This window comes from Micromonospora sp. DH14 (genome assembly GCF_029809455.1).
Lineage (GTDB): Bacteria > Actinomycetota > Actinomycetes > Mycobacteriales > Micromonosporaceae > Micromonospora > Micromonospora parva.
In genome coordinates, this window is sequence record NZ_JARVKT010000005.1 from 216,396 (window position 1) to 242,024 (window position 25,629).

Below are 25,629 nucleotides of genomic sequence, written 5' to 3' on the forward strand. Positions count from 1 at the left end.
CGGCGCGGTGCCAGCGGTGGTCAGCGGGTGAGGCCGACCAGCGTCGCCAGTCGCGCCACGCCGGCCGGCGCCGGGTGACCCCGGGCGACCTCGGCGATGAGGGTACGCGCCAGAGGCCGGCACCGAACCTCGGCCGGCGCGACGCTGTCCGCGTCGACAAGCGCCCGCGCCGCCCCGCGCAGGTCACCTATTTGGAGGTACGCCCGAGCGGCGTCCACGAGGTACGCACCCCGATACTCGGCCGGCAACCGCCGCCACCCCTCCCGCCGCAGCACGATCGCGTGCCGCCGCACCGCCTCAACGGCGTCCCCTCGCACGGCAGCCACCACCACCCGCGCCAACTCGACGGCGACCGGCCCGAAGCTGGTGCGGTACGTGTCGTCGTACCCCCGCAGGCCGGCGGCGATCCCCGCAGCCCGGCCAATCAGCTCGTCGGCGCGACGGTCCTCACGGCACCCAGCAGCGGCCAACGCAGCCTGCAGAAGCAACGCCCCACCCACCGCCCGCTCCCCCGCCGGCCGCACCCCCGCTCCCCGTTGATCATGAGGTTGCCGGGCGCTTTGATCTCCATCAAACCCGCCAACCTCATGATCACCGGGACGGGATGGGGGTGGGAGGAGGCGGTTGGCTGCGGTTTGGGCTGCGGTCAGGGCCAGGGGGTCGCGGTTGGCGGCACGTAGTGCCTGGGCTACCGCGATCGTCGCTGTTGCCGCTAACGTCGGGTCGTCGCCGGCGGCGGCCATCGCGCGGTCGGCGGCCAGCCAGGCGAGGTCAGCCTCACCGAGCTTCACCAGCAGCGACGAGGTGATCCGGTACGCCTGCACCAGCAGCTCCGGTGACCGCGCGCCCTGGGCGGCGTCGAGCAGACCCGGCAACAGGCGCACCAACTGCCCGTAGTGCGCATGCTGGTAGGCCAACCACGCGTACCCGACCTGCCGTTTCAGCTCCTCCGTCTGTAGTGGAGCCTGCTTGGTGTCGTAGCGGGCGAGCGCCGCCCGGATGTCGTCCACCCCGTCCGGCGTGCCCGCCGGAGTGCTCGGCGGCCGGCCGAGCAGCACCTCCGGGTCGACCCGCAGGACGTGGGCCACCTCCTGAATCACCGAGTACCGGTCCAGGGGGCGGGCACCCCGCTCGATCTTGTCCACCCAGCTCTTCGACCTGCGCAGCCGATCGGCGAGCATCTGCTGCGTCATCGACCGCCGTACCCGCCAGCTCGCCACCCGGCGACCGATCGGGAGGTCATCGTTGGTCACGCCGCCACCGCCGGTCCGGGACCGCGCGGGTCGTGTCATCAACGGGTACGCGCTCCGCCTCGGCCTGGGCCAGGAGGCGCTGCTTCGCGGCCTCCCGCTCGGCGGCCTCACTGTTGTGCTCCGGAGCGTTGTCGTCCTGACCGCTCAATCCCCGCCTCCTCCGGTGGAGGCCCAGCAGCTCAGGATCGACCGTTGCCGCGCTGGACCATCAGGACGTGCTCACGTCCCAAACCGGACAGTACGGCGGATTGGTGATGCCCTGATTACTGGCAGTTATGCGGCCAGGTTGATGCCTATGCGACCGGCGAGCAGGCGCAAGTCCTCGGGGATGGCGCGGCGCTGGGCACGCTGAGCGAGGGTCACCACGGCGTCGCGGGCGAGAGGGTTGATGGCGAAAGGGATCGGCGCTGCGCGCTCGGCCTGCACGAACGCGGCGAGAGCTTCGGCGTCCCGACGGCCGCCGTCCGCCAGCGCTCGTCCGATGTCGAGCCAGTAGGACAGTTGGCGGTTCGATGCCTTGAGCACCTGCGGTCGGATCGTCCGGGACAGCTCGATCACCTTGCCGGACTCGCCCTGCTCGGCGGCGATGGACATCTTCCAGAGCCCGACGTTGGTCGGCCCGAAGCAGCATCCGTTGAAGCCGCCTCCGTCGGCTGGATCGCCCAGACTCGCCGCCTCTCGCGAGGCTTCGACGAGGTGGTCACGAGCGACGTCCGGGCGAGCGTCCACGGCGGAGGCCAGCGCGGCCATTAGGTGAAGTTGACCAAGGATTTGCCGCACCCGGACGTCGGACGCGTCTCCCTGAAGCTCCATCAACGACCGGTCAGCGACCCTGGCTGCCAGGCGTGCGGACTCGATCGGCAGGCTCTGCGCGTAGATGAACTGTGACGCGCCAATCCACGCTCGATCCTCGACATTCGCAGCAGCGGAAACCGATACGCGGGCGGCGTTGAGGGCCAAGTGGCGGTAGCCGAGGTGCCGAAGGCACGTGGAGGCCAGGTAGGCGACCTGGGCGAGCGTCGTCCCACCCATGGCGGCGGCTTCGAGCAGTAGACCCGGAAGGAGACGGGCCAATGCCGGGTAGTTGCACGCATTGCGAAGTTGGTCGGCGCGGGCGATCTCGGCGCTCAGCCGATCCGGTGTGTAGGTTGACGAGCGGCGCTCGCCGTCCTCGATCTCAATCAGGGCCGACCAGATCGCCGGCACGCACTCGGCGGCGCTCTCCCGGGCTGGATCGCCGGACTCCGTGCCCTGGCCGAGCAGGTCGGCGACCGTGACCTGGAGTGCAGCGGCAAGAGCAACCAGAGTGGAACGCCGGTCGATGGTCTTCCGACCCGACTCGACCTGCGACACGTACGACTGGGTGACGCCAGCGAGTCCGGCGAGGACGGCCTGTGTCATGCCGCCACGGCGCATCCGCCAGTACCGGATCCTGGCACCAATGGTGTCTGGCTTCTTCACCACGCCTTCGCCCACTCCCAGCTAGAGGACTGGGATAGCGGCCATGGGCCTCCACCCCGCACGTGGACGGTACACCCGCAGAGCGTCGCGGCGGTGACGCCGAGTTCCACAAAACACCCGCGCTGCGCCTCAAATCACCCAGCCATCCAGAAGGCTAGCTTCTCTTCGCTGGTAGGCCCGGACGCACTGCGCCTCGTACCACAACCTCGCGCTTTCCGCCAAAGCGACCACCTTAATGACCGACCATGCCCGAAGCCCGATCCACCTATCGCGGCTACTGGTTCCCGCTGGCTCGATAAGCGGGCGAACGTGGATACTCGCAGGCGTCTGCGCCCATGAGTTCCTGCGGCGAGCACACTTCTCGGTCCAAGCTGCGATCTGCTTTGTCGGGAAAGCGTCAGATGGCGTCCTCCCACGCAGGAAGGTTAGTGCCATCTAGGTCTTGTCCGGACAACTCCTATTGGTCACAACGCCGACAGCCTCGCTGTCAACGCAGCAGCGCAGAGGCTCCGCAGGGGTTCATGATCAGGCAGTTGCCGTTAAGCAGGTCAAGCCGTGGCGTGGCGCCCTTGCCGCCTCAGACACAGCAAGTTCGGAACATGGGTTCAATCTGCTCTTGCGCCGAGGCCAACGATCCTGGCAAATTACAAGCTCGCAGGACCCGCCCAAGCCGCAGCGGAAGGTCGACGCATGAGCAAGTTGCACGTTCGCCACATTCGTGAGGCACTAGAGCGTTCCTATGCTGGACTAATCGACTTCTCGGACGTGGGTGATGCGTCGGAGGCGCACAAGTCCAAGCTATTCCTTACCCGCGCATTGGCCGCGTTCGCCATTCAGCGCCTTACAAATCTAACACCGAACGAAGCGGCCAAGACGGTAGTAGACGGAAGTAACGACAACGGCATCGATGCCATTTTTATCGACCGGACAAACTCTCGCGTATTCCTAGTGCAGTCGAAGTGGGACGGCAATGGGACAGGGACTATCGGATTGGGAGAATCGAGGAACTTTATTGCCGGCTTTCGCGATCTCACCAACGAGCGCTTTGACCGTTTCAATCCGAGGATACAGGCCATTCAGTCCGAGCTTTCCGAGGCACTCAGCGATTACGACATTAGGTTTACACTAGCTGTTGCAACAACCGGATCAACTGAGCTAGCGAAGCCGGTTCAAGAAGTATATGAAGACTTCTTGCAGGAAATGAATTACGGGAATGAGACTTACGCGGAAACTGAGATAATTGGCCTCCAAGATCTACATGCGGCGGTTGCTCAGGGCACGTCGGGCAGCAGTATCGACCTTGACTTGACTCTCGAAAGCTGGGGAACCATAAGTGAGCCATATGAGGCCTATTACGGAATTGTTGGGGCTTCAGTAATAGGCGAGTGGTATGAGCGATACGGGGATCGTCTCTTCGCGAAGAACCTCCGCAACGCACTGGGGAACACGCTAGTTAACTCGAACTTGATAGATACGCTCACATCGGAGACCGATCATTTCTGGTACTTCAACAACGGCGTTACAGTGTTATGCGACAGGGTTCGAAAAAACCAACGAGGAGCAAATACGCGAAACTTCGGCCACTTTTCGTTAACCGGGGCAAGCGTGGTGAATGGCGCACAAACTGTGGCGAGCATTAGCAATGCGTTGCGCAGGACGAGCGAGAAGGTAGAAGGTGCGAGAGTCTGGGTCAGGTTTATCTCGCTGGAGGGCTGTCCGCCAGACTTTGCAACAGCGGTTACCAGAGCAACGAACACTCAGAACACCGTCGAGAGCAGAGACTTTGTGGCGCTGGACCCTGAGCAGGGTCGCCTCCGAACCGAAATGCTTCTGTCGCTTCAAAAAACTTATGCCATCAAAAGGGGGGATCAACCGCCCACTCTTGCAACTGGCTGCACTATAACTGACGCCACGGTTGCGCTCGCCTGCGCTTCGCGGGACCCGAACCTAGCCGTGCAGGCAAAAAGCACAATTGGTCGACTGTGGGAATCAACCGAAAAGCCTCCTTACTCTGTACTTTTTAATCCTAGCGTGACCGCTTACAAGGTTTGGCGAGCCGTCGGAGTTCTTCGAGCAGTGGATGCTTCATTGTCGAAAGAAAGGCAGATTCGAGACGGGCGAGCGCGGGCGATCGCTGTTCAAGGAAATCGAATAGTCGCGCATCTGGTTTTCCGCCAGATCGACATGTCTCGCATTGATAGCCCCGACGAAAATTGGGCCAAGCAGTTGGAAGCCGTGCCCGACCTAACCAGCACGGTACTCAATTTGCTAACGCAACATGTCGAGGATGCATACGGCAATAACTACATCACCAGCCTGTTCAAGAATGCGACTCGATGCCGGGATCTTGTAGATCGCGTGCGCAATGATTTAGTCAGCTCAACCATCTGAGATTGGGACGAGGGCCAAGCCCGACAGCACTCCACCTACCAGCAGCACCGACCGTACCACCGTGCAATGTCGACGCCTGCAAACCGCCCAGTCAGCCACGGTGGGCGTGCCAACCCTCGCATTAGCCGACCTGGTTCCCGTGCTGCGTGGGACAAAGTGCAGCACGGGACCGACGGATAGCACTCGCCGTTCAGGGCGCCGTCTCGCGGAAAAGCGTCGACCACGAGGCGACGCCGACGTGTGCGGCTGCAACCTGCCTAGCAGGCCCGGCAAAGTTTGGTTCGCCGCCCATCGCCAGCAGCAACAGGCCTCGTTCTACCTCCGGACGGCATTTAGGACCACCCGACTAACCACATCGACGCGTCGAAGTCCAACCTTCATCGTGCCAGTCTTACGGCGGTTCGCTCCGCCGAGGCACGCACCTCTGAATTCAGAGCGCCACGATCGCCGCAGTCTCCGCAGGCAGCTCGATCCGGTCACGCATCACGGTGACGCCCTCCCCCGTAGCCAGGAGCACCCGCCGAGCCACCCCAGGCAGCGACACCCCCTGCCCCCGCCCAGCAAAGTTCGCCACCACAAGCGTGTCCCCCCGCCGCATCACCAGGAACTGGTCCCCGTGCTGCACAGAAACAGCGTGCAGCCGAGGATCAGACAGGTCCGGAGAAGACCGACGCAAGGCAATCAACCGCTGGTAGAACGACAGCATTGACGCATGCTCGGGCTTATCCAGCTCGGCCCAGTCCAACCGCGACCGTACGAACGTCTCCGGGTCCTGCGGGTCCGGCACGTCCCCCTCCGGCCACCCGTGTGAGGCGAACTCCCGCCGCCGCCCCGTCCGCACCGCAGAGGCCAACTCCGGCTCGGGGTGCGAGGTGAAGAACTGCCACGGCGTGGAGGCCGCCCACTCCTCCCCCATGAACAGCATCGGAGTGAACGGCGCGGTCAGCAGCAGGACAGCGCCAACCCGCAGCAGCGCGGGCGACAACGAGGCGGAGATCCGATCCCCGGTAGCCCGGTTCCCGATCTGATCATGGTTCTGAAGGTAAGCCACAAGCCGATGACCAGGAACGCGGGAATCCAGAGGCCGCCCGTGGTGCCGGTTGCGGAAGCTCGACCAGGTCCCCGCGTGGAAGAACCCGCCGGTCAACACGTCCGACAGCGTCTCCAGGGACCCGAAGTCGCCGTAGTACCCCTGCCGCTCCCCCGTCAGCAACGTGTGCAGCGCGTGGTGGGCGTCGTCGTTCCACTGCGCGTGCAGCCCGAACCCGCCCGCCTCCCGAGGCGTGATGAGCCGCGGGTCGTTGAGGTCAGACTCGGCGATCAGCGACAGCGGCCGACCCAGGTGCGTCGACAGAGCCTCGACCTCAATCGCCAGTTCCTCCAAGAGCGGCACCGCCCGCGTGTCCGGCAGCGCGTGTACGGCATCGAGGCGTAGCCCGTCCACGTGGTAGTCGCGCAGCCACATGAGGACGCTGCCGATGATGTAGCGGCGTACCTCGTCGGAGTGCGGCCCGTCCAGGTTGACCGAGCGCCCCCAGCTGTTCGATTGCTCAGCGAGGTACGGGCCGAACTGCGGCGCGTAGGCCCCGGAGGGCCCGAAATGGTTGTAGACAACGTCGAGGATCACCCCCAGACCGCGAGCATGGGCGGCGTCGACGAACCGTTTGAGGCCGTCGGGGCCGCCGTAGGGCTCGTGTGGGGCATACCAGCAGACGCCGTCGTACCCCCAGTTGTGTTCGCCGTTGAAGGCGTTGACCGGGAGCAGTTCGATCAGGTCGACACCGAGCGAGACGAGGTGGTCGAGGCGGTCGATGGCCGCGTCGAAGGTGCCGTCCGGGGTGAAGGTGCCGATGTGCAGCTCGTAGAGGATGCTGCCGGGCAGTTGCCGGCCGGTCCACGAGCTGTCGGACCACGCGAATTCGGCGTGGTCGTAGCGGCGGCTGGGCCCGTGCACTCCCGCAGGCTGCCACGGTGACCGGGGGTCGGGCAGTGGGGTTTCGTCGTCGTTCAGCAGAAAGGAGTAGTCGAGGCCGGCGTCGGGCACCTCGACCTGCCACCAGCCGTCGGCGGCGGCGCGCATCTCGTGGTCGGTGTCGCCGGCCAGGCGCAGCCGCACCCGGGTGGCGTCCGGTGCCCAGACGGAGAATTCGGTCATGAAACGGCCTCCTCGGCAGCGGTGGGAGGAGCCAGCAGAGCGACGGGATAGTCGGCCAGAAGAGTGTCCAGTGGCGTCTCCCCGCCACTGTAGACCCGGCCGGTGAACAGGTCCTTCATCTCGTGAACGGGAAGTGACAGGGCTGTGTCGCACCACCCGCCGGCGCGGGCCAGGCCCAGCGGCAGCCGGGTCGCCACGGCGATCACGCCACCCCGGTCGAAGGCCAGGGCGTGCCGGCCCAACGGCCCGTGCGCGGGCACCGGCCGGTAGGTGGTGAACAGCTCCGGGTGCGCCCGCCGCAACCGCAGGGTCCGCGACACGACGAGCAGCTTCGCCGCTCCGTCGGTGTCGATCGGGGGACGCCAGCCGCCGTCGATGCGTGCCAGCAACTCTCGGCGTACGTCGAAGTCGACCGGGCGGCGGTTGTCGGGGTCGACGAGGGAGTTGTCCCACAGCTCGGTGCCCTGGTAGGTGTCCGGCACCCCGGGCATGGTGAGCTGGATGAGCTTCTGCCCGAGGGAGTTGCACCAGCCGGCCGGGGTGATCGCGGCGGCGAGTTCGGTCAGCTCGTCGTGCAGGCTCGGGTCGTCGTACAAGCGGTCGACCACGTCGTGCAGTGCCTGCTCGAAGGCCGGGTTCGGGTCCGCCCAGCTGGTCGAGGCGCCGGCCTCCCGGGCGGCCTTCTCGACGTACGCGTGCAGCCGTTCCCGTTCGATCGGCCACGCGCCGACGGCGGTCTGCCAGAGCAGGTGCGCGAACGCCGGGTCGGGCAGCGGCGCGTACTCCATCCAGGTCTTGACCTGCTCGGCCCAGCGGCCCGGCAGTTCGCTGAGCACGGCGAGGCGGGCGCGGACGTCCTCGCCGCGTTTGGTGTCGTGGGTGGAGAGGGTGGTCATGCTGGCCGGCCAGCGGACCTGCTGGGCGGCGGCGAAGCGGTGGAACTCCGCGGGTGGCACGCCGAAGCGGGTGGGGCTGTCGCCGACCTCGTTGAGCGCCACGAACCGGGTCCAGCGGTAGAACGCGGTGTCCTCCACGCCCTTGGCCATCACCGCACCGGTGAGCTGGGGGAACCGCATGCCCAGCTCGTCGTCGGGGTTGCGCAGCCGGCGGGTGATCGCGTCCAGGGCGGCGGCCAGGTCGGGGCGGCGGCGGCCGGCCTCGGAGCGGGCGGCGGCGAGGTGCCGGGCGCCGTGCGGCGGGTAGCCCCGGTAGACGTCGAACGCGGCGGCCAGCTCGGCGAGCGCCGCGCGGGCCTGCTCGGTGGGCACCTCGGGGGCGAGGGCGGCCAGCCGGGTCAGCTCGGCGGCGAGCAGTTGGGTGGCGGCGGCCAGCTTGGTGGTGTGGGTCAGGTCCTCCCAGGAGGTACGCCGACCGGCCAGCTGGGTGTCCAGCACCGTGAAGTCGCCCTCGGCGTCGATGTCGATGAAGAGCCCACCGGCCATGGCCAGGGCGTCGTAGCCGGTGGTGCCGTCCACCGGCCAGTCCGGCAGCTCCTCGCCGTACTCCAGGATCTTCTCCACCACGAGCCAGGCGTCCGGCGCGGCGGCCCGCAGCCGGGCCAGGTAGCCGGCCGGGTCGCGCAGGCCGTCCGGGTGGTCGACGCGGATGCCGTCGACCTCCCCGGCGGCGGCCCAGCGCAGGATCAGCTCGTGGGTGGCGGCGAACACCGCCGGGTCCTCCACCCGCAGGCCCGCCAGGCCCGCGATGGCGAAGAACCGGCGGTACGTCAGCTCGGCGTCACCGCGCCGCCAGGAGACCAGCTCGTAGTGCTGTCGGTCGTGCACCTGGGCGGCGCTGCCGTCGCCGGTGCCGTCGGCGACCGGGAAGCGGTGCTCGTGGTAGCGCAATTCCCCGTCGACGAGCTTGAGGTCGTCCAGGGCGCCCGGGTCGTCGGCCAGCACCGGCAGCAGCAGGCGGCCCCGGTCCCAGTCGATGTCGAACCAGTCGGCGTACGCCGAGTCGCGTCCCCGGCGCAGCACGTCCCACCAGGCCGGGTTGGCGGCCGGGACGGCCACCCCGGCGTGGTTGGGCACGATGTCGACGACCAGGCCGAGGCCCTTGTCGCGCAGCGCGCGCAGCAGCCGCTGCCGGGCGGCCTCCCCGCCCAGCTCCGGGTTGACGGCCCGGTGGTCGACCACGTCGTAGCCGTGCGGGGAGCCGGGGGTGGCGGTCAGCAGCGGGGCGCTGTAGAGGTGGCTGACGCCCAGGTCGGCCAGGTAGTCGACGATCGCGGCGGTGGCGTCCAGGTCGAAACCGGGGCGGACCTGGACGCGGTAGGTGGCCTTCGGAGGGGTGGCCGGCATGTCAGATCATCCTCTCCAGCACGACGAGGGAGCGGTCCGGCACCCGGATGGTGCCGCCCGCGCTGATCACCGTGGCGTCGTCCGGCTCCGGTTCGGCGGTGCTGATCACCCGCTCCCACTTCTGGCCGTACTCGCTGCCGGGCATGGCGAAGTCCAGCGGCGCGTCGTGGGCGTTGAAGCAGAGCAGGAACGACGCGTCGTGGTGCTTCTGGCCGTACTGGCCGCGCTCGCGGATGCCCTCACCGTTGACGAAGAGCGCCACCGAGCGGCCGAAGTCGTTGCCCCAGTCCTCGCCGGTCATCTCCCGCCCGTCCGGGGTGTACCAGGCCAGGTCGGGCAGCGGCTCGTCGATGCCGCGCCCGCCCACCGGCAGTCCGGTGAAGAACCGGCGGCGGCGGAACACCTGGTGTCGTTTGCGGAACGCGGTGAGCGTGCGGACGAAGTCCAGCAGCTGCTCGTCGGCGTTGTCCCAGTCGACCCAGGACAGCTCGCTGTCCTGGCAGTAGACGTTGTTGTTGCCGTGCTGGGTGCGGCCCAGCTCGTCGCCGTGGCCGATCATCGGCACGCCCTGCGACAGCATCAGGGTGGCCAGGAAGTTGCGCCGCTGCTTGGCCCGCAGCGCGAGCACCGCCTCGTCGTCGGTGTCGCCCTCGACCCCGCAGTTCCAGGACCGGTTGTGGCTCTCGCCGTCCCGGTTGTCCTCGCCGTTGGCCTCGTTGTGCTTGTCGTTGTACGACACCAGGTCGTTGAGGGTGAACCCGTCGTGCACGGTGACGAAGTTGATGCTGTGGAACGGTCGGCGGCCGTCGTCCTGGTAGAGGTCGGCCGAGCCGGAGATGCGGGACGCGAACTCGGCCAGGGTGGCCGGCTCACCGCGCCAGAAGTCCCGTACGGTGTCGCGGTACTTGCCGTTCCACTCCGTCCACAGTGGCGGGAAGTTGCCCACCTGGTAGCCGCCGGGGCCGACGTCCCACGGCTCGGCGATCAGCTTCACCCGGCTGACCACCGGGTCCTGCTGCACCACCTCGAAGAAGGTGGACAGGCGGTCCACCTCGTAGAACTCGCGGGCCAGGGTGGCCGCCAGGTCGAACCGGAAGCCGTCGACGTGCATCTCGGTCACCCAGTACCGCAACGAATCCATGATCAGTTGCAGCGAGTGCGGGCTGCGCACGTTGAGGCTGTTGCCGGTGCCGGTGTAGTCGACGAAGTAGCGCCGGTCCTCCTCGCTGAGCCGGTAGTAACTGGGCGCGTCCACGCCCTTGAAGCTCAGCGTCGGCCCGAGGTGGTTGCCCTCGGCGGTGTGGTTGTAGACCACGTCGAGGATGACCTCGATGCCCGCCGCGTGCAGCGCCTTCACCATGCCCCGGAACTCCTGCACCTGCTGGCCGAGCCGGCCCAGCGCCGAGTAGCCGTGGTGCGGGGCGAAGAACCCGATGGTGTTGTAACCCCAGTAGTTGCGCAGCCCCAGATCGTTGAGCCGGTGGTCGTGCACGAACTGGTGCACCGGCATCAGCTCGATCGCCGTCACCCCGAGCCGGGTCAGATAGTCGATCATCGGTGGGGAGGCGATGCCCGCGTACGTGCCGCGCAGCTCCTCCGGGATGTCCGGGTGGCGCATGGTCAGCCCGCGTACGTGCGCCTCGTAGATCACCGAGTGGTGGTAAGGGGTGCGCGGCGGCTTGTCGTTGCCCCAGTCGAAGTACGGGTTCACCACCACCGACTTCGGCATGAACGGCGCCGAGTCGGTCTCGTTCATCCGCTCCGGCTCGGCCATGTCGTAGTCGTAGACCGCCGGGTCCCACGTCACGTCACCGTCGATGGCCTTCGCGTACGGGTCGATCAGCAGCTTGTTCGGGTTGCAGCGCAGCCCGTTCGCGGGGTCGTACGGGCCGTGCACCCGGTAGCCGTAGCGCTGACCGGGCTCGATGCCCGGCAGGTACGCGTGCCACACGTAGGCGTCCACCTCGCGCAGCTCGACGCGGCGCTCCGCGCCGGTGTCCCACTCGTCGAAGAGGCACAGCTCGACCCGCTCGGCCACCTCGGAGAAGATGGCGAAGTTGGTGCCCATCCCGTCGTAGGTGGCGCCCAGGGGATACCGCTCGCCCGGCCAGACCTGCATCTTGCTCCCTCAACCCGTGGTGATGTGCGCACCGGCCGACGCTGGCCCGCGCGCGCAGGCAGGTAGTGCCCCCTGCCCGTGCGCGCCAATCCATCCTTTCAGGCGGTGCCCGGAAACCACCTGTCTGATGCGACCTAAACCATCGGGTGTCCTCCGTCACGATGGCCCTTTTCGAGATGCGTTCTTGGGCCGGATGCCCTTTCCTTGTTCGGGGGCAAGCGTCCGCTCGCGCCCGCCAGGCCCTCGGCCACCCCTTACACCTCTCGCTCCGCCGCCACTGACGCCGGCGCGCACCACCATGCATGGACGGAGATTGATGTGACGACCCTGCGGGTCGACGAGCAGCTCGCTGCCACCAAGGAACGGGCCCACCGGCCCACCCTCACCTCACGGCCCCCCGCGCAGCCCGGCCCCGCTCTTGGCGTGCAGCCCGGCACGCCCGTGCCGGCGCAGTCCGGCGCCGGGGTGCCCCCGCAGACCCGCCGCATCCTCATGCTGTCCTGGGAGTACCCGCCGGTGCTCGTCGGTGGCCTCGGCCGCCACGTGCACGCCCTGTCGGTGGCCCTGGCCGCCGCCGGCCACGAGGTCACCGTCGTCACCCGGCACAGCGAGGGCGCACCCCTGGAGGAGTACGCCGAGGGCGTGCGCATCCTGCGCGCCCCCGAGGACCCGGTCACCTTCCCCCTCGCCACCGGCTCACTGCTGGCCTGGACGATGGCCTTCAACCACACCCTCACCCGCACCGCGCTGCGCGCCACCCAGGCCGGCTCGTACGACGTCATCCACGCCCACGACTGGCTCGTCGCGCACACCGCGATGACGCTGCGCGACCACCTGGACATCCCGCTGGTCAGCACGATCCACGCCACCGAGGCGGGTCGGCACCAGGGCTGGCTGCCGGAGGAGATGAACCGCACCATCCACGGCGTCGAGCACTGGCTCAGCAGCGAGTCCAACCGGGTGATCGTCTGCTCCGGGTACATGCGCGACGAGGTGAACGCGCTGTTCGGCGTACCGGCCGGGCGGGTCGACGTGGTCGCCAACGGCGTGGAGCCGCACCGCTGGCGGGTGCCCGCGAGTGCGGTGGCCGCCGCCCGCGCCCGGTTCGCCGGGAACGGCCCGCTGGTCACCTTCGCCGGCCGCCTGGTGTACGAGAAGGGCGTGCAGCACCTGATCGCCGCGCTCCCCCGGCTGCGCGAACGGCACCCCGGGCTGCGTGCCGTGATCGCCGGCGACGGCCCGTACCGCGCCGAACTGGAGGCCGAGGTGCACCGCCGCGGCCTGGGCGGCATGGTCAGCATGCCGGGCTTCCTCGGCGGCACCGACCTGCCGGCGCTGATGGCCGCGTCCGACTGCTTCGCCGTGCCCAGCATCTACGAGCCGTTCGGCATGGTCGCCCTGGAAGGCGCTGCGGCCGGTGCCCCGCTCGCCGTCGCCGCCACCGGTGGCCTCGCCGAGATCGTCGAACCGGGTGTCACCGGGATGACCTTCCGCCCACACGACCCGGACAGCCTGACCGACGCCGTGCACGCCCTGCTGTCGGACGCCGAGGGCACCCGTGCCATGGCCCGCCACGCCCGCCGGATGGTCCACGACCAGTACGGCTGGGCCGCGATCGCCCAGCACACCGCCGCCAGCTACGCCGCCGCCATCCAGCACGACGCCGCGTTCACCGCCGAGCGCGCCGAGCAGCGGATGTCGCAGGGCCGTGCGCTTCCGGCGCTCCCCGAGGGCAACCTGCTCGCCGCCGCCGGCCTGCGCTGACCCGCGCCGACCCGGCCCTTGCGGTTGGCAGGGCGGGGCGCGGCCTGGCGGGGCGCGGCCTGGCGGGGCGCGGCCTGGCGGGGCGCGGCCTGGCGGGGCGCGGCCTGGCGGGGCCATGCCTTTGGCGGTTGATCGACTCGGTTTTCGTGAAGTCGGGGTGTCCCCGGCACTGGGACACCCCGACTTCCTGAAAGCCGAGTTGATCACGCTGGGCCCGGCCGGTGTGGTGTGCCCGTCGGGGCGGGCCACGCGGGTGGGCCCGGCGGGTGTGGTGCCGGCCGGGCCGAGTCGATCAAGCTGCGCCCGCCGGGTGTGAGGGCCGTCGGGCCGGGCCGCGCCGCTCGGCGGCTGTCGGCCGGTGCTGCCAGAATGTGCTGATGTTTCGCGCTGTCGACGCCCTGGATGCCACCTTTCCGACCGCCGCCGCCATCGCGCTGGACCTGATCCGACGCCCCGAGGTGACCGAGCGGTGGTCACACCCGAGCGCGCTGCCGCACCTGTCGGTGGGTGGCCTGGCGTGCCACCTGGGACGTCAGGCGGTCCGCGCCGCCGAGTTGCTGCCGATGCCGACCGACCTACCGACGTTGGATTCGGCGGACGACCACTACGAGCAGGCCCCGTGGGTCAGCGAGGGCACCCCGGACGAGAAGTCGGTCGCCGAGAGCAACGACGAGGCGGACGCGGCCCGCGGACCGGCCGACCTGCACGCCCGCTGCGCCCAGGCGCTGGAGGTGGTCGGCGACCTGCTCTCGCGGGGTGCCGCCGGTGAGGTCGTGCCGATCCCGTGGCAGGGCTGGTCGCTGCGGCGCGGTGACTTCCTGCTCACCCGCCAGCTGGAGATCGTCGTGCACTCCGACGACCTCGCGGTGAGCGTCGGCGTACCCACGCCGGAGTTCCCGGCGGACGTCTTCGACCCCGTCAGGGACCTGCTGGTCCGCCTGGCGGTGCGCCGCCACGGCCAGTCGGCGCTGATCAGCGCCCTGAGCCGCAGCGAACGATCCCAGGACATCTCGGCCTTCTGAGCACCCGCCGGCGCCCGCGCGTGATCGACTCGGCTTCCTGAAAGTCGGAGTGTCCCGGTCCGAGGAACACCGCGCCTTCAAGGATCCCGAGTCGATCAAGGGCGATCGGGCACGGCCGGAGAGCGGAAACGCGACAGGCCGCCGACCCGGGAGGGTCGACGGCCTGTCGGTGCAACGAAGAGCGGGTCAGCGCTCGCCGAAGGGGACGTAGTTCCGCTCGGCGGAGCCGACGTAGACCTGCCGCGGACGGCCGATCTTGGTCTCCGGGTCGTTGATCATCTCGCGCCACTGGGCGATCCAGCCGGGAAGCCGGCCGAGCGCGAAGAGCACGGTGAACATCTTCGTCGGGAAGCCCATGGCCTTGTAGATCAGACCGGTGTAGAAGTCCACGTTCGGGTAGAGCCGACGCGAGACGAAGAAGTCGTCGGCGAGGGCGATCTCCTCCAGCTCCATGGCGATGTCCAGCAGCGGGTCGGGCTTGGCCATCCGGCCCAGCACGTCCTGCGCGGCCTTCTTGACGATCGCCGCCCGCGGGTCGTAGTTCTTGTAGACCCGGTGGCCGAAGCCCATCAGCTTGACGCCGTCCTCCTTGTCCTTGACCTTACGGACGAAGGACCGGACGTCGTCGTCGCCGGCGTGGATCTGCTGGAGCATCTCCAGCACCGCCTGGTTGGCGCCGCCGTGCAGGGGGCCGAACAGCGCGTTCACGCCGGCCGAGACCGAGGCGAACAGGTTGGCGTTGCTGGAGCCGACCAGCCGGACGGTCGACGTGGAGCAGTTCTGCTCGTGGTCGGCGTGCAGGACGAAGAGCATGTCCAGCACCTTCGACATCACCGGGTCGACCTCGTACGGCTCCGCCGGCACGCCGAACGTCATCCGCAGCAGGTTGTCCACGTAGCCCAGCGAGTTGTCCGGGTACAGCAGCGGCTGACCGATGGACTTCTTGTACGCGTACGAGGCGATGGTGGGGACCTTGGCCATCAGCCGGACCGTGGAGATCTCCACGTGCTCGGAGTCGAACGGGTCCAGGCTGTCCTGGTAAAAGGTGGACAGGGCGCTCACCGCGGACGAGAGCACCGCCATCGGGTGGGCGTCCCGGGGGAAGCCGTCGAAGAAGCGACGCATCTCCTCGTGCAGCAGCGAGTGCCGCCGAATCCACTCGGTGAACTCGGTCAGCTGCTGCTCGGTCGGCAGCTCACCGTAGATGAGCAGGTAGGAGACCTCCAGGAAGGAGGACTTCTCGGCCAGCTGCTCGATCGGATACCCCCGGTAACGCAGGATGCCCGCGTCGCCGTCGATGTAGGTGATCGCGGATGAGGCAGCGGCGGTGTTGACGAAACCGGGGTCGTACGTGGTCATCCCGGTTTCCTTCAGCAGCTTGCTCACCCCGATACCGGCGGGGCCCTCGACCGCAGGATGCACCGGCATCGACAGCTGCCCACCGGGGTGATCGAGCTTGACTTCCGTCATGTGGTTCCTCGCTTCGCCGGCAGATCTACGTTGAATTGCCTTCGCTTCTACCGTAATTGCGGCTCGGGGGACAACGCCCGCCGTGGTTCGGCGGTGAGGTATGCGTCACCCGATTCCCGACCAGGCGGCCGGGAAACCCGGCGTCCCGCCAGCCGGGACCAGACCGGGCCGGCCCGGAAAGCCAGGCCGGACCGACCCCCGGAGCCAGGTCACGACAGGGTGAGGCGGCGCAGCGCACCGTCCGCCGCGACCTGGTAGACGTCGAGTGTGTTGGTGCCGGCGTGGAACAGCTTGTCGTCGGCGAGCAGCGCGGCGAACCGGCGTCCACCGGGGTCGGCCGGCACCACCGGGACGACCGCCCCGATGCGGCCGTTGACGGCGACGGCGAGCAGGGTGCCGTCCGGGATCCCGTCCGGGACGTCGCCCCAGACCAGCGCCGGCAGGGTGCCGGTGTCCGGGTCGGTGGCGGTGAACGCGGCCAGGTCGGCGACCCGGGCGGTGCCGGCGGCCGGGCCGGCGCGTACCTCGGTGCCGACCAGAGGATGCGGTGTGGGCAGTGGCGGAGGGGTGGGCACGCCGCCGGGGAAGGTGACCGGTTCGCCGGGGCGGTCGTAGAAGTGCTTCGTACCGTCGGTGCGGGGCGCCTGCCGGGCGGAGCGCCCGTCGACACGCCAGGGCAACCGGATGCCGGCCTCGTCGGCCACCGTCGGCAGCAGGTCGACGTGTTCCCAGTTGCGGTCGTCGACCCGGCCGGTCTGCTGCCGGGGTTCCTTGACGAACGTCGGCACCCAGGCGACCTCGCCGGCGGCGGCCTTGATGGCGTCCATGCCCCGGCCCTGGGCGCCGGGGCGGAAGCTCACCCCGTGGTCGGCGGTCACCACGACGAGCGCCTGGTCGTAGAGGCCGCTGGCGCGCAGCGTCCGCAGTGTCTCGCCGATCAGCCGGTCGGTGTAGCCGAGCTGGGCGAGGTGCCGCTGCCGGGCCAGGTCGACCCAGCCGGCGCCGTCGTTGGGCAGGTCCTCGGGTGCGTCGTAGCGCGCGCCGGACGGCAGGTACGCCCACGGTGAGTGCGGCATCAGCAGGTGCAGGAAGTGCAATGTGGGGCGGGCGGTCGGCTTCAGCCCGGCCAGGAAGCTGGTGAACCGGGCCGGTTGGTTGTCGTCCAGGCTGTCCCAGCGGAACTTCGGGTCGGCCGGCACCGGTTCGGCGGCGTCCAGGCCGGCTTCGGCCCGGGTCTGCTCGCGGTAGGAGTCTTCCGGGTCGACGGTGCTCTCGGTGGGTCCGGCGACCCGGCCGAGCAGTTTGCCGGTCTCGCGGACCAGCACGCCCATCCCCTGTTCCGGGGTGACCGGCTGTTCGCACCGGCTGGGTGGGCACAACCGGGTGATGCTCTCCTCGGCCTTGATGTCGTAGAGGCCGCCGAAGGCGGTGAAGATGTTGTCCGGGTACTGCGAGTAGTGCGGGGCGACGGGCTTCGCCGGGTAGCGGCCGGTGAGCATCGCCGGCAGCGCGTTCGGTGTCCACCCGCTGACCCCTGTCGAGTTGCGGTACCAGGTGGAGGCGCCGGCCAGCTCGGCGAAGTGCGGGTACCGCCCGGCGTCGATCTTCCCGTCCGCGCCGAGCAGGCTGACCAGTGGCAGCTCGTCGAGGATCAGCATGACCACCGGTGGGTGCACGGCCGAGCCCTGCGCGGTGCCGGCCGCACCGCCGTCGCCGCGCGGCAGGACCACCGCCGAGGTGGGTGAGACGAGCAGGAAGAGCGCCACGAAGGCCACCGGGCCGGCGGCGGCCAGTCGCAGGACCCGGCCCGGCGCCCGCCACCGCCGGTGCGCGAGCGCGCCGGCGGCTCCGGCCAGCACGGCGACCAGCAGCAGCGGTACGCCCCGAAGCGGCGTCACGTGTCGGCCCACCTGCACGGCGAGCGCGGCGACCAGCAGCCCGATCAGCCCGGTGTGGGTGACGGCGCGGGCGGTCCGGCCGGCGAGTCGGCTGAGCGCGCCGAGCAGCGCCACCGCGACGGTGGGGACCACCGTCACCAGGGCTACCAGCAGCAGGATCTCGGCCGGGTCGGCGCGGTGGAAGAGGAAGAAGTCGGGGCTGCGGCCGAGCACGTCCAGCAGGGGTTGGGTGACCACGAGACCGACCAGCGCGACGATCTCCAGCAGCCGACCCAGCTCTGCGCGCCAGCCCCGCTCCCACCGCCCGGCGGGCGGGTCCGGCGGGGCGGGCGGGTCGACGGAGACCGGTTCAGCCACCCATCACCGTCCGGTAGAGGGTGCGGGTGCCCGAGGGCAGCTCCAGCCGGTCGGTGATCCGTCCCCGGGCGGCGAGCAGCGTCTCGAAGGTGTCGCGGCGGTAGTCCGGGAAGAGGCCGGCGGGCTTGTTGGCCAGCAGCCGGGTCGCCATCGGGTCCTCCGGGTGGACGAACTCCACCACCACCGCGCCGCCCGGCGCGGTCAGCCCGGCCAGCCAGTCGACGACCTCCGGCAGCGGCACGTTGCGCCCGATCGCCAAATGGTGCACGACGGCCAGGGCGAGCACCACGTCGGCGGACGCCCGCTCGGCGAAGCCGGCCCGCTCGACGCCGCGCCAGCCGCCACCCGGCGAGGGGTCGGCCAGGTCCAGCACCAGCGGCAGGATGCGCCGCTGCCCCTCGGAGCGCAGCTTGCGGTACAACTCGTCGACAACGGCCGGGTCCTGCTCGACGGCGACCACGTAGTCGGCGTGCCCGGCCGCCAGGCGGGAGTACCGGCCGTCGTTGGCGCCGAGGTCGAGCACCAGGCGGGGGCGGGTGCCGGCGGCGGCCACCGAGGCGGCCACGAACTGCTCCTTCGCCACCCGGTCGCGCACCGAGTAGCCGCAGGTTTGCTGGTAGTCCGACCAGTGGGTGCCGGCCGGGCGGTGCTCCAGCTTGCGGACCAGTTTCTCGATGCCGCGTACGGTGGCGAGCAGCAACTCCCGGGAGAAGCCGGCAGCGCGCAGTTGGTCGCGGACCTCGGTGGTGCTGGCGGCGGCGTTGCGTTGCTGCATGGCCCCGTGCAGGTGCAGGTGGGTGAGCACGCCGGGGCGCAGCCGGCGGGCACCGGTGAACAGGGGTCGCAGCTCGTCGGCCTCGATGCCGTCGACCCGGGCGCGCAGCCAGGGTTGGAAGTCGACGCCCAGGTGGGCGGTGAGCATCAGCGGGTAGAGCACGGTCTGGCAGAACTGCCGGTAGCCGGCCCACGGTTCGCCGTCGCGGACCGGTTCGAACGAGCCGATGTCGATGAAGACCGGTTCGGCGCCGCGCCACTGCAGGTTGTACGCGGAGCCGTCCTTCGTGGTGAATCCCTCGCCGAGCGCGGCGTTGAGGATCTCCAGGTGCAGCAGGGCGGCGTCGCGCAGCATGCTGAACGACCACTCGTACGGGTGGGAGACGAACGGGATGCGCTCGTGACGCAGCACGGCGGCCCACGGTGTTCCGGTCGCGGCGGGCACCAGTGTGGGCGGGGCGTCCTCGGTGGCGCAGACCTTGCGCGCGGCAACGAGCGCCGGAAAGAACGTGCTGCCGGTCAGCGCCCGCCAGTGCTGCGCGGCCTGGGGGTCCAGCCCGCGCAGCACCTCGTCGCCGACGTGGAAGACCCGGTTGGCCGGGTCGCGGAAGGAGGCCGGCTCGGGCCGTACCCCGGTGGGTGAGATCGCCATGGTCGCGACTGGCCTGCTCAGCGCTGGTCGGTGGGTTGCCGGCGGAACCGGTCGACGAGCCGTCGCCAGTAGAGCTTCGCGGCGACCGCGGCGCCGGCCACCCCACCCACGACCGCCTGCACGATCAGGCTGCCGGACCCCGCGTCCAGGTAGGCCAGATGTTCCACGGATCGCTCCTTGCCCTCGCCGTCTCGACACCGGCATCTCGGTCATCACCAATGAGGCTTTTAACCCGGAAAGCCGGACTTGTCCATCACCGTACGCTGGTCCCCGTCGCCGTCGCGGGCACATCGGCGGACTCCCAGCCTCGGCACAGAATGCGGCAGCGACGGCCGGGCACGCCGGCACGCTGCGGACACGCGCGGAGACCTCACCGCGACGCGGTCAGCCGCCGGCCGTTCCCGGTCGCGGCGTCCGTTGCGCCCACGCGTGCAGCGCGTCGCGGTCGCCGGCACCGTCGAGGTTCAGCGCCGCCTCGATCAACGCCAGGTGGGTGAAGGCCTGCGGGTAGTTGCCCAACGCGGTGCCGTCGGCGTCGAGCTGCTCGGCGTACAGGCCGAGCGGCCCGGCGTGCCCGCACAACTGGTCGAACAGCTCGGCGGCCTGCTCGCGTCGCCCCGCCAGGACCAGGGCCGAGACCAGCTCGAAGCAGCACAGCAGGAACGCGCCCTCCTGCCCGGGCAACCCGTCGTCGGCCGTGTACCGGCGGATGAGCGCCGGGGCGACGGCCAGATCCCGCCGGATGCGATCGATGGTGGACAGCACCCGAGGGTCGTCACCGGCGAGGAACCCGACCAGGGGCATCCGCAGCAACGACGCGTCGAGTTCGGTCGAGTCGTACGCCAGCACGAAGCTGCCGATGCCGCTGTCGAAACCACGCTCGACGACCTCGGCGTGGATGGCGTCGCGCTCCCGGCGCCACCGCTCGACGGGGGCGTCGTGGTCGCCGACCAGGCCGGCCAGGCGGATGCCCCGGTCGAGGCAGACCCAGGCCATCATCTTCGAGTTGACGTAGTGCCGCAGCGGCCCGCGGATCTCCCAGATGCCGTGGTCCGGCTCCCGCCACCGGGTGGCCATGGTGTCCACGTGCCGCCGCAGCACCTGCCACTGCTCAGTGGTCAACTCGCCGGTGAGCTGCTGGTACGACAGCGTGGCGTCGAGCACGTGCCCGTACGTGTCGAACTGCAGCTGCTGGGCGGCCTCGTTGCCGATACGCACCGGCCGTGAGTCGGCGTACCCGTCGAGGTGCTCCAGCACCGCCTCCTCGCGGGTCACCCCGTGGATCCCGACGAGGGGGGTGAGAACCTCGCCGGCACAGTCGCACATGGTGAGCAGGAAGTGCAGGTAACGACGGCCCTCCTCGGCGTGGCCCAGCCTAAACAGCGCGAGCAGCAGCAGCGCGGCGTCGCGGTGCCAGGTGAAGCGGTAGTCCCAGTTGCGCACCCCGCCGATCTCTTCCGGCAGCGAGGCGGTCGGCGCGGCGAGCAACGCCCCGGTCTCGTCGAACGACAGCCCCCGCAGGACGGCCGCGCTGTGCCGCACCTCGGCGCTGCCCCGCCCGGTGTAGTCGATGCGGTCCGACCACTCCCGCCAGCTCCGGCAGGTCCGCTCCAGCAGCTCGGCCGGGTCGACCTCGTCGATGCGGCCGGGGCCGTAGCCGAGCAGCACGTCGATCGTCTGCCCCGCGCGCAGCACCGCCTCGGCGCGCAGTGTCGCGCCGTCGACCCGGAACGGCAACGCGGAACGCAGCCGCAGCCCCGCCTCGGCAGCCTCCCACTGGCCGTGGTCCCACCGCCAGTCCACCGGGCGGGAACCGTACCCGGGGCGCGGTGTCACCTCGGCCCGCACCCGCACCGACCCGGCACCCACGTGCAGGCGGCGCACCAGCAGCATCTCCGCGCGGAACGGCTGTGCCTCGTCGCCGGTCCGGACGGCGAGGAAGTCCTGACCGGTCGCGGTGCCACCGGCGGCCCGGTACGCGCTCTCCAGCACCAGGGTGCCGGGCAGGTACCGGCGGACCGGCGCGGCGTCAGCGGCGACGGAGACGGTGAACGCGCCACCGACGCGACGGTCCAGCAGCCGGGCGAAGACCGCGTCGCCCTCGAAGTGCGGCACACAGAACCAGTCGACAGCGCCGTCCGCGCCGATCAACGCCCCGGTGTGGGTGTCGGAGAGGAACGCGTACGAGTCGATCGGCGGCGTGCGCGCGAAGCCGAAGGCCGGCACGCGACTCCTTACCCGGCGGGTCGACGCGGAAACGCGACTACCGGTCATGCCGGTGGGTACACCGCCGCATGCGACAGTTCGTCAACTGGTCCGGCAGCCTCTCGTTCACACCGAGGAGTTCGCCGAGCCGGCCGACGAGGACGCGGTGCGGGAACTGGTCGCCAACGACCTCCTCCGGGCCGACCGACGTGCCCCGAGACGAGGCACGCCGGCTGGTCCGCGAGGCCGCCGCTGGCTGACCGGCGCCTCAGGTACGGCGGTGGTGCATGCCGAGGCGCAGCAGCACGAACCGCAGCACGGTGGCGGTCAGGTTCGCGGCCACCAGCACGGCCAGCTCCACCGGACGGGCCGGTACGGCGGAGACGGCGTGCAGTACGGCCAACGCGCCACTGGTCAACGCCAGACCGAGGGCGAAGGCCAACAATCCCTGCGCGTGGTGCCGACCGGCGTGCCGACGTCCGCTGATGCCGAACGTCAGCCGGCGGTTCGCGGCCGTGTTCGCCACCGCCGTCAGCAACAGCGCCAGCAGGTTCGCCGGCTGCGCGCCAAGCAGGCTCCGGGTGGCCACGAACAGCAGCAGGTACGCGAGCGTGCTCGCCAGCCCCACGGCCGCGAACCGGACCAGCTGCCGGGGCAGCCCGACCGGCATCTGACCCGGCAGAGCCGCTCCGGGCTGGGCACACGGCCCGGTCAGCGGCGCTCGACCGAGCTGCGCGCGCAGGTCGGCCAGTGGCAGCGCGCCGGTGAGCAGCGCCCGGCCCAGCCGACCCACGCCGCGCAGGTCGGCCAGCGCGGTGGCGACGATGTCGACTCGGCTGTCCGGGTCGTCCACCCAGTCGACCGGCACCTCGTGGATGCGCAGCCCGGCCCGCTGGGCCAGCACCAGCAGCTCGGTGTCGAAGAACCAGCCGGTGTCGCGCACCAACGGGAGCAGCTCCGCGGCCACGTCCGCGCGGATCGCCTTGAACCCGCACTGCGCGTCGGAGAACCGCGCCGCCAACGCGCCGCGCAGCAGCAGGTTGTAGGCCCGGGAGATCACCTCCCGCTTGGCACCGCGCACCACCCGGGAAGTCCGCGCCAGCCGGGTGCCGATCGCCAGGTCGGAGTGGCCGGAGATGAGGGGCGCGACCAGCGGCAACAGCGCCGCCAGATCGGTGGACAGGTCCACGTCCATGTATGCCAGCACGGGCGCGGACGACGCCGACCAGGCGGCGGAGAGTGCCCTCCCCCGCCCCTTGGCGTCCAGGTGCAGCACCTCGACGCCGGGCAGCTCACCGGCGAGGCCGTCGGCGACCTTCAGGGTGTCGTCGACGCTCGCGTTGTCGGCGATGGTGATCTGGAACGGGTACGGGAAGTGCTGGCTCAGGTGGGCGTGCAGCCGCCGTACGCACGGCCCGAGGTCGGCCTCCTCGTTGTAGACCGGGATCACCACGTCCAGCACCGCGGCGGTGGGTCGGGCGTGGACGGCAGCCCGTGGGTCACCCAGCGCGGTCACGACGCCTCCGTACCGGCGCCGAGGTCGTAGACGGTGACCCCGTCGACGGTCTGCGCCGTGAACGTCGCCGCGACCCAGGCGGCGATCTCCTGGGAGGCCGAGCTGCCGCCGTTGGCCCGGAAGCCACCACCACCGATGTAGTAGTGGATCTTTCCGTCGGCCACGTACTGTTGGAACTGCGCGAGGGTCGGTGACGGGTCGCTGCCGTTGAACCCGCCGATCGGCATCACCGGCTCGCCGGTGGCGAGCTGGTAGCCGGAGGCGTTGTTCGAGCCGATGGTCGCCGCCACCCAGGTGTAGTCGGCGCTGTCGTGCTCCAGCAGCTCGCGCAGCGCGGCGCTGGGCTCACGGGCGTCGAGCAGCCCGCCCATTCCCCCGCCGGCCGAACGCCCCTGGCCACCCGCGGGCCCGCCGTTGCGGCCACCGCCGGGGAAGCCCGGCCCCTGCCCGCCGTTCTGGCCGCCAGCGTCCCGGCCGCCACCGTCCCGGCCGCCAGCGGGGAGTTGACCCCCGCCGGGGAAGCCGCCCGGAAACTGGCCACCGCCGGGGAGTTGACCGCCGGCCGGCAGTTCCATGCCGCCGGGCGGTCGCCCGCCGGGGAAGCCGCCCCGGCCGAACCCGCCCGCCACGAACGGACCGGCGCTCGGGATGGAGCCGGCGTGCGGGGTCGCGGCGGTCTGCACCGCGTACGCCACCGGGCCCGCGAGGGCCGCCGCCGCGCCGAGGCCCAGCACCACCGGCACCAACCGGCGGGGCAGCCGGCTGGCCAGCAGGAGCAGCGCCGCGCCGACCAGGCCGGCGACGACCACGGTGGTCCGCAGCCACGGGTGCCAGTCCGGGCTGCGCCCGAGCAGCACCCATGCCCACCAGACGGTGACCGAGAGAGTGCCGGCGAGCGTCGCCGACGCGGCCAGCGGACGCCACCGCTGCCTACGCACGCCGCCAGCGGCACCTTCGGCGGACGTGGGCGACGGGTCGCCGGCCGCTGTCCCGGCGGTCGGAGCGGCAGCCGGAACCGCGGCCGGCGTTCCAGACCGGACACCCGCCGGCGTGGGCAGCAGTTGGTGCTGCCGCCAGAGCAGCGTCACGCCGATGCCGACCAGCGCGCCGATCGCCGGTGCGAGCGCCACGGTGTAGTAGGCGTGGAAGATCCCGGACATGAAGCTGAAGATCAAACCGGTGACCAGCAGCCAGCCGCCCCAGAGCAACAGCCCGGCCCGCGTACGGTCGGTGCGGGGCGCCCGCCCGGCCAGCACCAGGCCGACGACCAGCAGGACCAGCGCGGCCGGCAGCAGCCAGGAGACCTGACCGCCGACCTCACCGCCGAACATCCGCAGCACACCGGTCTGCCCGGAGAACGGGCCGCCGCCACCCGGCCGCGCGCCACCGCCGCCGACGCTGCCGACCTCCTCGCCGGTGATTCGGCCGAGGCCGTTGTAGCCGAGGGTCAGTTCCAGGATGCTGTTGCCCTGCGAACCGCCGACGTACGGGCGGGAACCTGCCGGAACCAGCTCGACCAGCGCCACCCACCAGCCGGCGGAGACCAGCACCGCCAGTCCGGCCAGCAGCAGCTGCCGGACCCGCCGCCACAGCGCGGTCGGCGCGGCCAGTAGGTAGATGCCGGCGAAGACCGGCACCACCAGGAACGCCTGCAACATCTTGGTGAGGAAGCCGAAGCCGACCAGGACACCGACCAGCACGATCCACCGGGTGCTGGCCGTCTCCACCGCGCGGACGGTGGCGTACGCCCCGGCGACCAGCAGCAGGACCAGCAGCGCGTCGGGGTTGTTGAACCGGAACATCAGCGTCGCCACCGGGGTGACCGCGAGGACCGCGCCGGCGATCAGACCGGCGGCCGGCCCGTACCAGCGCTTCACCGTCGCGTGGAGCACGCCGACCGAGGCCACCCCGCACAGCGCCTGCGGCACGAGCATCGCCCAGCTGTTCAGCCCGAAGACGCGGACGGACAGGGCCATCAGCCACAGCGAGGCGGGTGTCTTGTCGACGGTGATGGAGTTGGCGGCGTCGGACGAGCCGTAGAGGAACGCCTTCCCGCTCACCGAGCCGGCCTGCACGGCCGCCGCGTAGAACGAGTTCGCCCAGCCGGACGCGCCCAGACCCCACAGGTAGAGCAGGCCGGTGGCGAGCAGCAGCATCGCCAGCGTGGGCCGGGCCCAGGCCGGCGAGCGGCGCGTCCGCGGAGAGTGCTCGTCGGGGCGTGCGGCCGTCGGCGGCTCGGCGGCGGATGCCGTCAGCAGGATCTCTGTCTTGTCCATTGGGCCAGCCTCG

At 70.3% G+C, this 25,629-nt stretch carries 16 protein-coding genes; 3 read left to right on the forward strand and 13 right to left on the reverse strand.

All coding sequences use genetic code 11. The features are described 5' to 3' along the window. Positions 1–20 precede the first annotated feature (20 nt). The 3 genes from QCZ28_RS09960 to QCZ28_RS09970 form a co-directional block, all read right to left on the reverse strand. The gene (locus QCZ28_RS09960; RefSeq protein WP_279516313.1) at positions 21–1,253 is read right to left on the reverse strand and encodes a helix-turn-helix domain-containing protein; all 1,233 of its coding nucleotides are present in this window, start codon (positions 1,251–1,253) and stop codon (positions 21–23) included. Beyond that, a complete protein-coding gene (locus QCZ28_RS09965) occupies positions 1,240–1,401 on the reverse strand; it encodes a hypothetical protein (protein ID WP_279516314.1) in 162 nt (53 codons plus the stop codon). The genes QCZ28_RS09960 and QCZ28_RS09965 overlap by 14 nt, the downstream gene beginning before the upstream one ends. A 125-nt stretch (positions 1,402–1,526) precedes the next feature. Then, positions 1,527–2,717, reverse strand: a complete 1,191-nt coding sequence (locus QCZ28_RS09970; RefSeq protein WP_279516315.1) for a helix-turn-helix domain-containing protein — start codon at positions 2,715–2,717, stop codon at positions 1,527–1,529. 687 nt (positions 2,718–3,404) lie between these two features. Between QCZ28_RS09970 and QCZ28_RS09975 the strand changes: the two genes are divergently transcribed. Then, on the forward strand, positions 3,405–5,105 hold the full coding sequence (locus tag QCZ28_RS09975; protein ID WP_279516316.1) for an AIPR family protein: 1,701 nt from the start codon (positions 3,405–3,407) through the stop codon (positions 5,103–5,105). Between the two features lie 430 nt (positions 5,106–5,535). Here the strand turns inward: QCZ28_RS09975 and treZ are convergent, their stop codons facing one another. The 3 genes from treZ to glgX are packed head-to-tail and all read right to left on the reverse strand — an operon-like array spanning position 5,536 to position 11,682. Continuing rightward, entirely contained in the window at positions 5,536–7,260 is a 1,725-nt protein-coding gene (treZ, locus tag QCZ28_RS09980; RefSeq protein WP_279516317.1) for a malto-oligosyltrehalose trehalohydrolase, read from the reverse strand. Continuing rightward, the gene (gene treY / locus QCZ28_RS09985; protein ID WP_279516318.1) at positions 7,257–9,563 is read right to left on the reverse strand and encodes a malto-oligosyltrehalose synthase; all 2,307 of its coding nucleotides are present in this window, start codon (positions 9,561–9,563) and stop codon (positions 7,257–7,259) included. The genes treZ and treY overlap by 4 nt, the downstream gene beginning before the upstream one ends. A 1-nt stretch (position 9,564) precedes the next feature. Next, complete coding sequence (gene glgX, locus QCZ28_RS09990) at positions 9,565–11,682, reverse strand: glycogen debranching protein GlgX (protein WP_279516319.1); 2,118 nt, start codon at positions 11,680–11,682, stop codon at positions 9,565–9,567. Positions 11,683–12,000: 318 nt separating this feature from the next. Between glgX and QCZ28_RS09995 the strand changes: the two genes are divergently transcribed. Both QCZ28_RS09995 and QCZ28_RS10000 read left to right on the forward strand, forming a co-directional pair. Next, a complete protein-coding gene (locus QCZ28_RS09995; protein ID WP_279516320.1) occupies positions 12,001–13,446 on the forward strand; it encodes a glycosyltransferase family 4 protein in 1,446 nt (481 codons plus the stop codon). A 377-nt stretch (positions 13,447–13,823) separates the two neighbouring features. Further along, entirely contained in the window at positions 13,824–14,468 is a 645-nt protein-coding gene (locus QCZ28_RS10000; protein ID WP_279516321.1) for a maleylpyruvate isomerase N-terminal domain-containing protein, read from the forward strand. Between the two features lie 186 nt (positions 14,469–14,654). On the opposite strand, the gene QCZ28_RS10005 is transcribed toward QCZ28_RS10000, so the two are convergent. The 7 genes from QCZ28_RS10005 to QCZ28_RS10035 form a co-directional block, all read right to left on the reverse strand. Beyond that, positions 14,655–15,938, reverse strand: coding sequence for a citrate synthase (locus QCZ28_RS10005; RefSeq protein ID WP_279516322.1), 1,284 nt, complete (start codon positions 15,936–15,938; stop codon positions 14,655–14,657). A gap of 209 nt (positions 15,939–16,147) precedes the next feature. Next, on the reverse strand, positions 16,148–18,193 hold the full coding sequence (locus QCZ28_RS10010) for a sulfatase-like hydrolase/transferase (protein WP_279516323.1): 2,046 nt from the start codon (positions 18,191–18,193) through the stop codon (positions 16,148–16,150). Beyond that, positions 18,186–19,619, reverse strand: a complete 1,434-nt coding sequence (locus tag QCZ28_RS10015) for a class I SAM-dependent methyltransferase (RefSeq protein ID WP_279516324.1) — start codon at positions 19,617–19,619, stop codon at positions 18,186–18,188. Before QCZ28_RS10015 ends, QCZ28_RS10010 begins: the two co-directional genes overlap by 8 nt. 17 nt (positions 19,620–19,636) lie before the next feature. Then, positions 19,637–19,786, reverse strand: a complete 150-nt coding sequence (locus QCZ28_RS10020; RefSeq protein ID WP_165947858.1) for a hypothetical protein — start codon at positions 19,784–19,786, stop codon at positions 19,637–19,639. Between the two features lie 217 nt (positions 19,787–20,003). Beyond that, a complete protein-coding gene (locus QCZ28_RS10025) occupies positions 20,004–21,845 on the reverse strand; it encodes a glycoside hydrolase family 15 protein (protein ID WP_279516325.1) in 1,842 nt (613 codons plus the stop codon). 247 nt (positions 21,846–22,092) lie between these two features. Beyond that, positions 22,093–23,340, reverse strand: coding sequence for a glycosyltransferase family 2 protein (locus QCZ28_RS10030; protein ID WP_279516326.1), 1,248 nt, complete (start codon positions 23,338–23,340; stop codon positions 22,093–22,095). After that, positions 23,337–25,616: a glycosyltransferase family 39 protein gene (locus QCZ28_RS10035; protein WP_279516327.1), complete on the reverse strand. Its 2,280-nt coding sequence runs from the start codon at positions 25,614–25,616 to the stop codon at positions 23,337–23,339. Before QCZ28_RS10035 ends, QCZ28_RS10030 begins: the two co-directional genes overlap by 4 nt. Positions 25,617–25,629 lie beyond the last annotated feature (13 nt).

Bases quoted from the DNA above. Each gene is read 5' to 3' on its own strand.
- treZ (WP_279516317.1), bottom strand. From the start codon at position 7,260: ATGACCGAATTCTCCGTCTGGGCACCGGACGCCACCCGGGTGCGGCTG.
- QCZ28_RS10005 (WP_279516322.1), bottom strand. From the start codon at position 15,938: ATGACGGAAGTCAAGCTCGATCACCCCGGTGGGCAGCTGTCGATGCCG.
- treY (WP_279516318.1), bottom strand. From the start codon at position 9,563: ATGCCGGCCACCCCTCCGAAGGCCACCTACCGCGTCCAGGTCCGCCCC.
- glgX (WP_279516319.1), bottom strand. From the start codon at position 11,682: ATGCAGGTCTGGCCGGGCGAGCGGTATCCCCTGGGCGCCACCTACGAC.
- QCZ28_RS10015 (WP_279516324.1), bottom strand. From the start codon at position 19,619: ATGGCGATCTCACCCACCGGGGTACGGCCCGAGCCGGCCTCCTTCCGC.
- QCZ28_RS10000 (WP_279516321.1), top strand. From the start codon at position 13,824: ATGTTTCGCGCTGTCGACGCCCTGGATGCCACCTTTCCGACCGCCGCC.
- QCZ28_RS09975 (WP_279516316.1), top strand. From the start codon at position 3,405: ATGAGCAAGTTGCACGTTCGCCACATTCGTGAGGCACTAGAGCGTTCC.
- QCZ28_RS10035 (WP_279516327.1), bottom strand. From the start codon at position 25,616: ATGGACAAGACAGAGATCCTGCTGACGGCATCCGCCGCCGAGCCGCCG.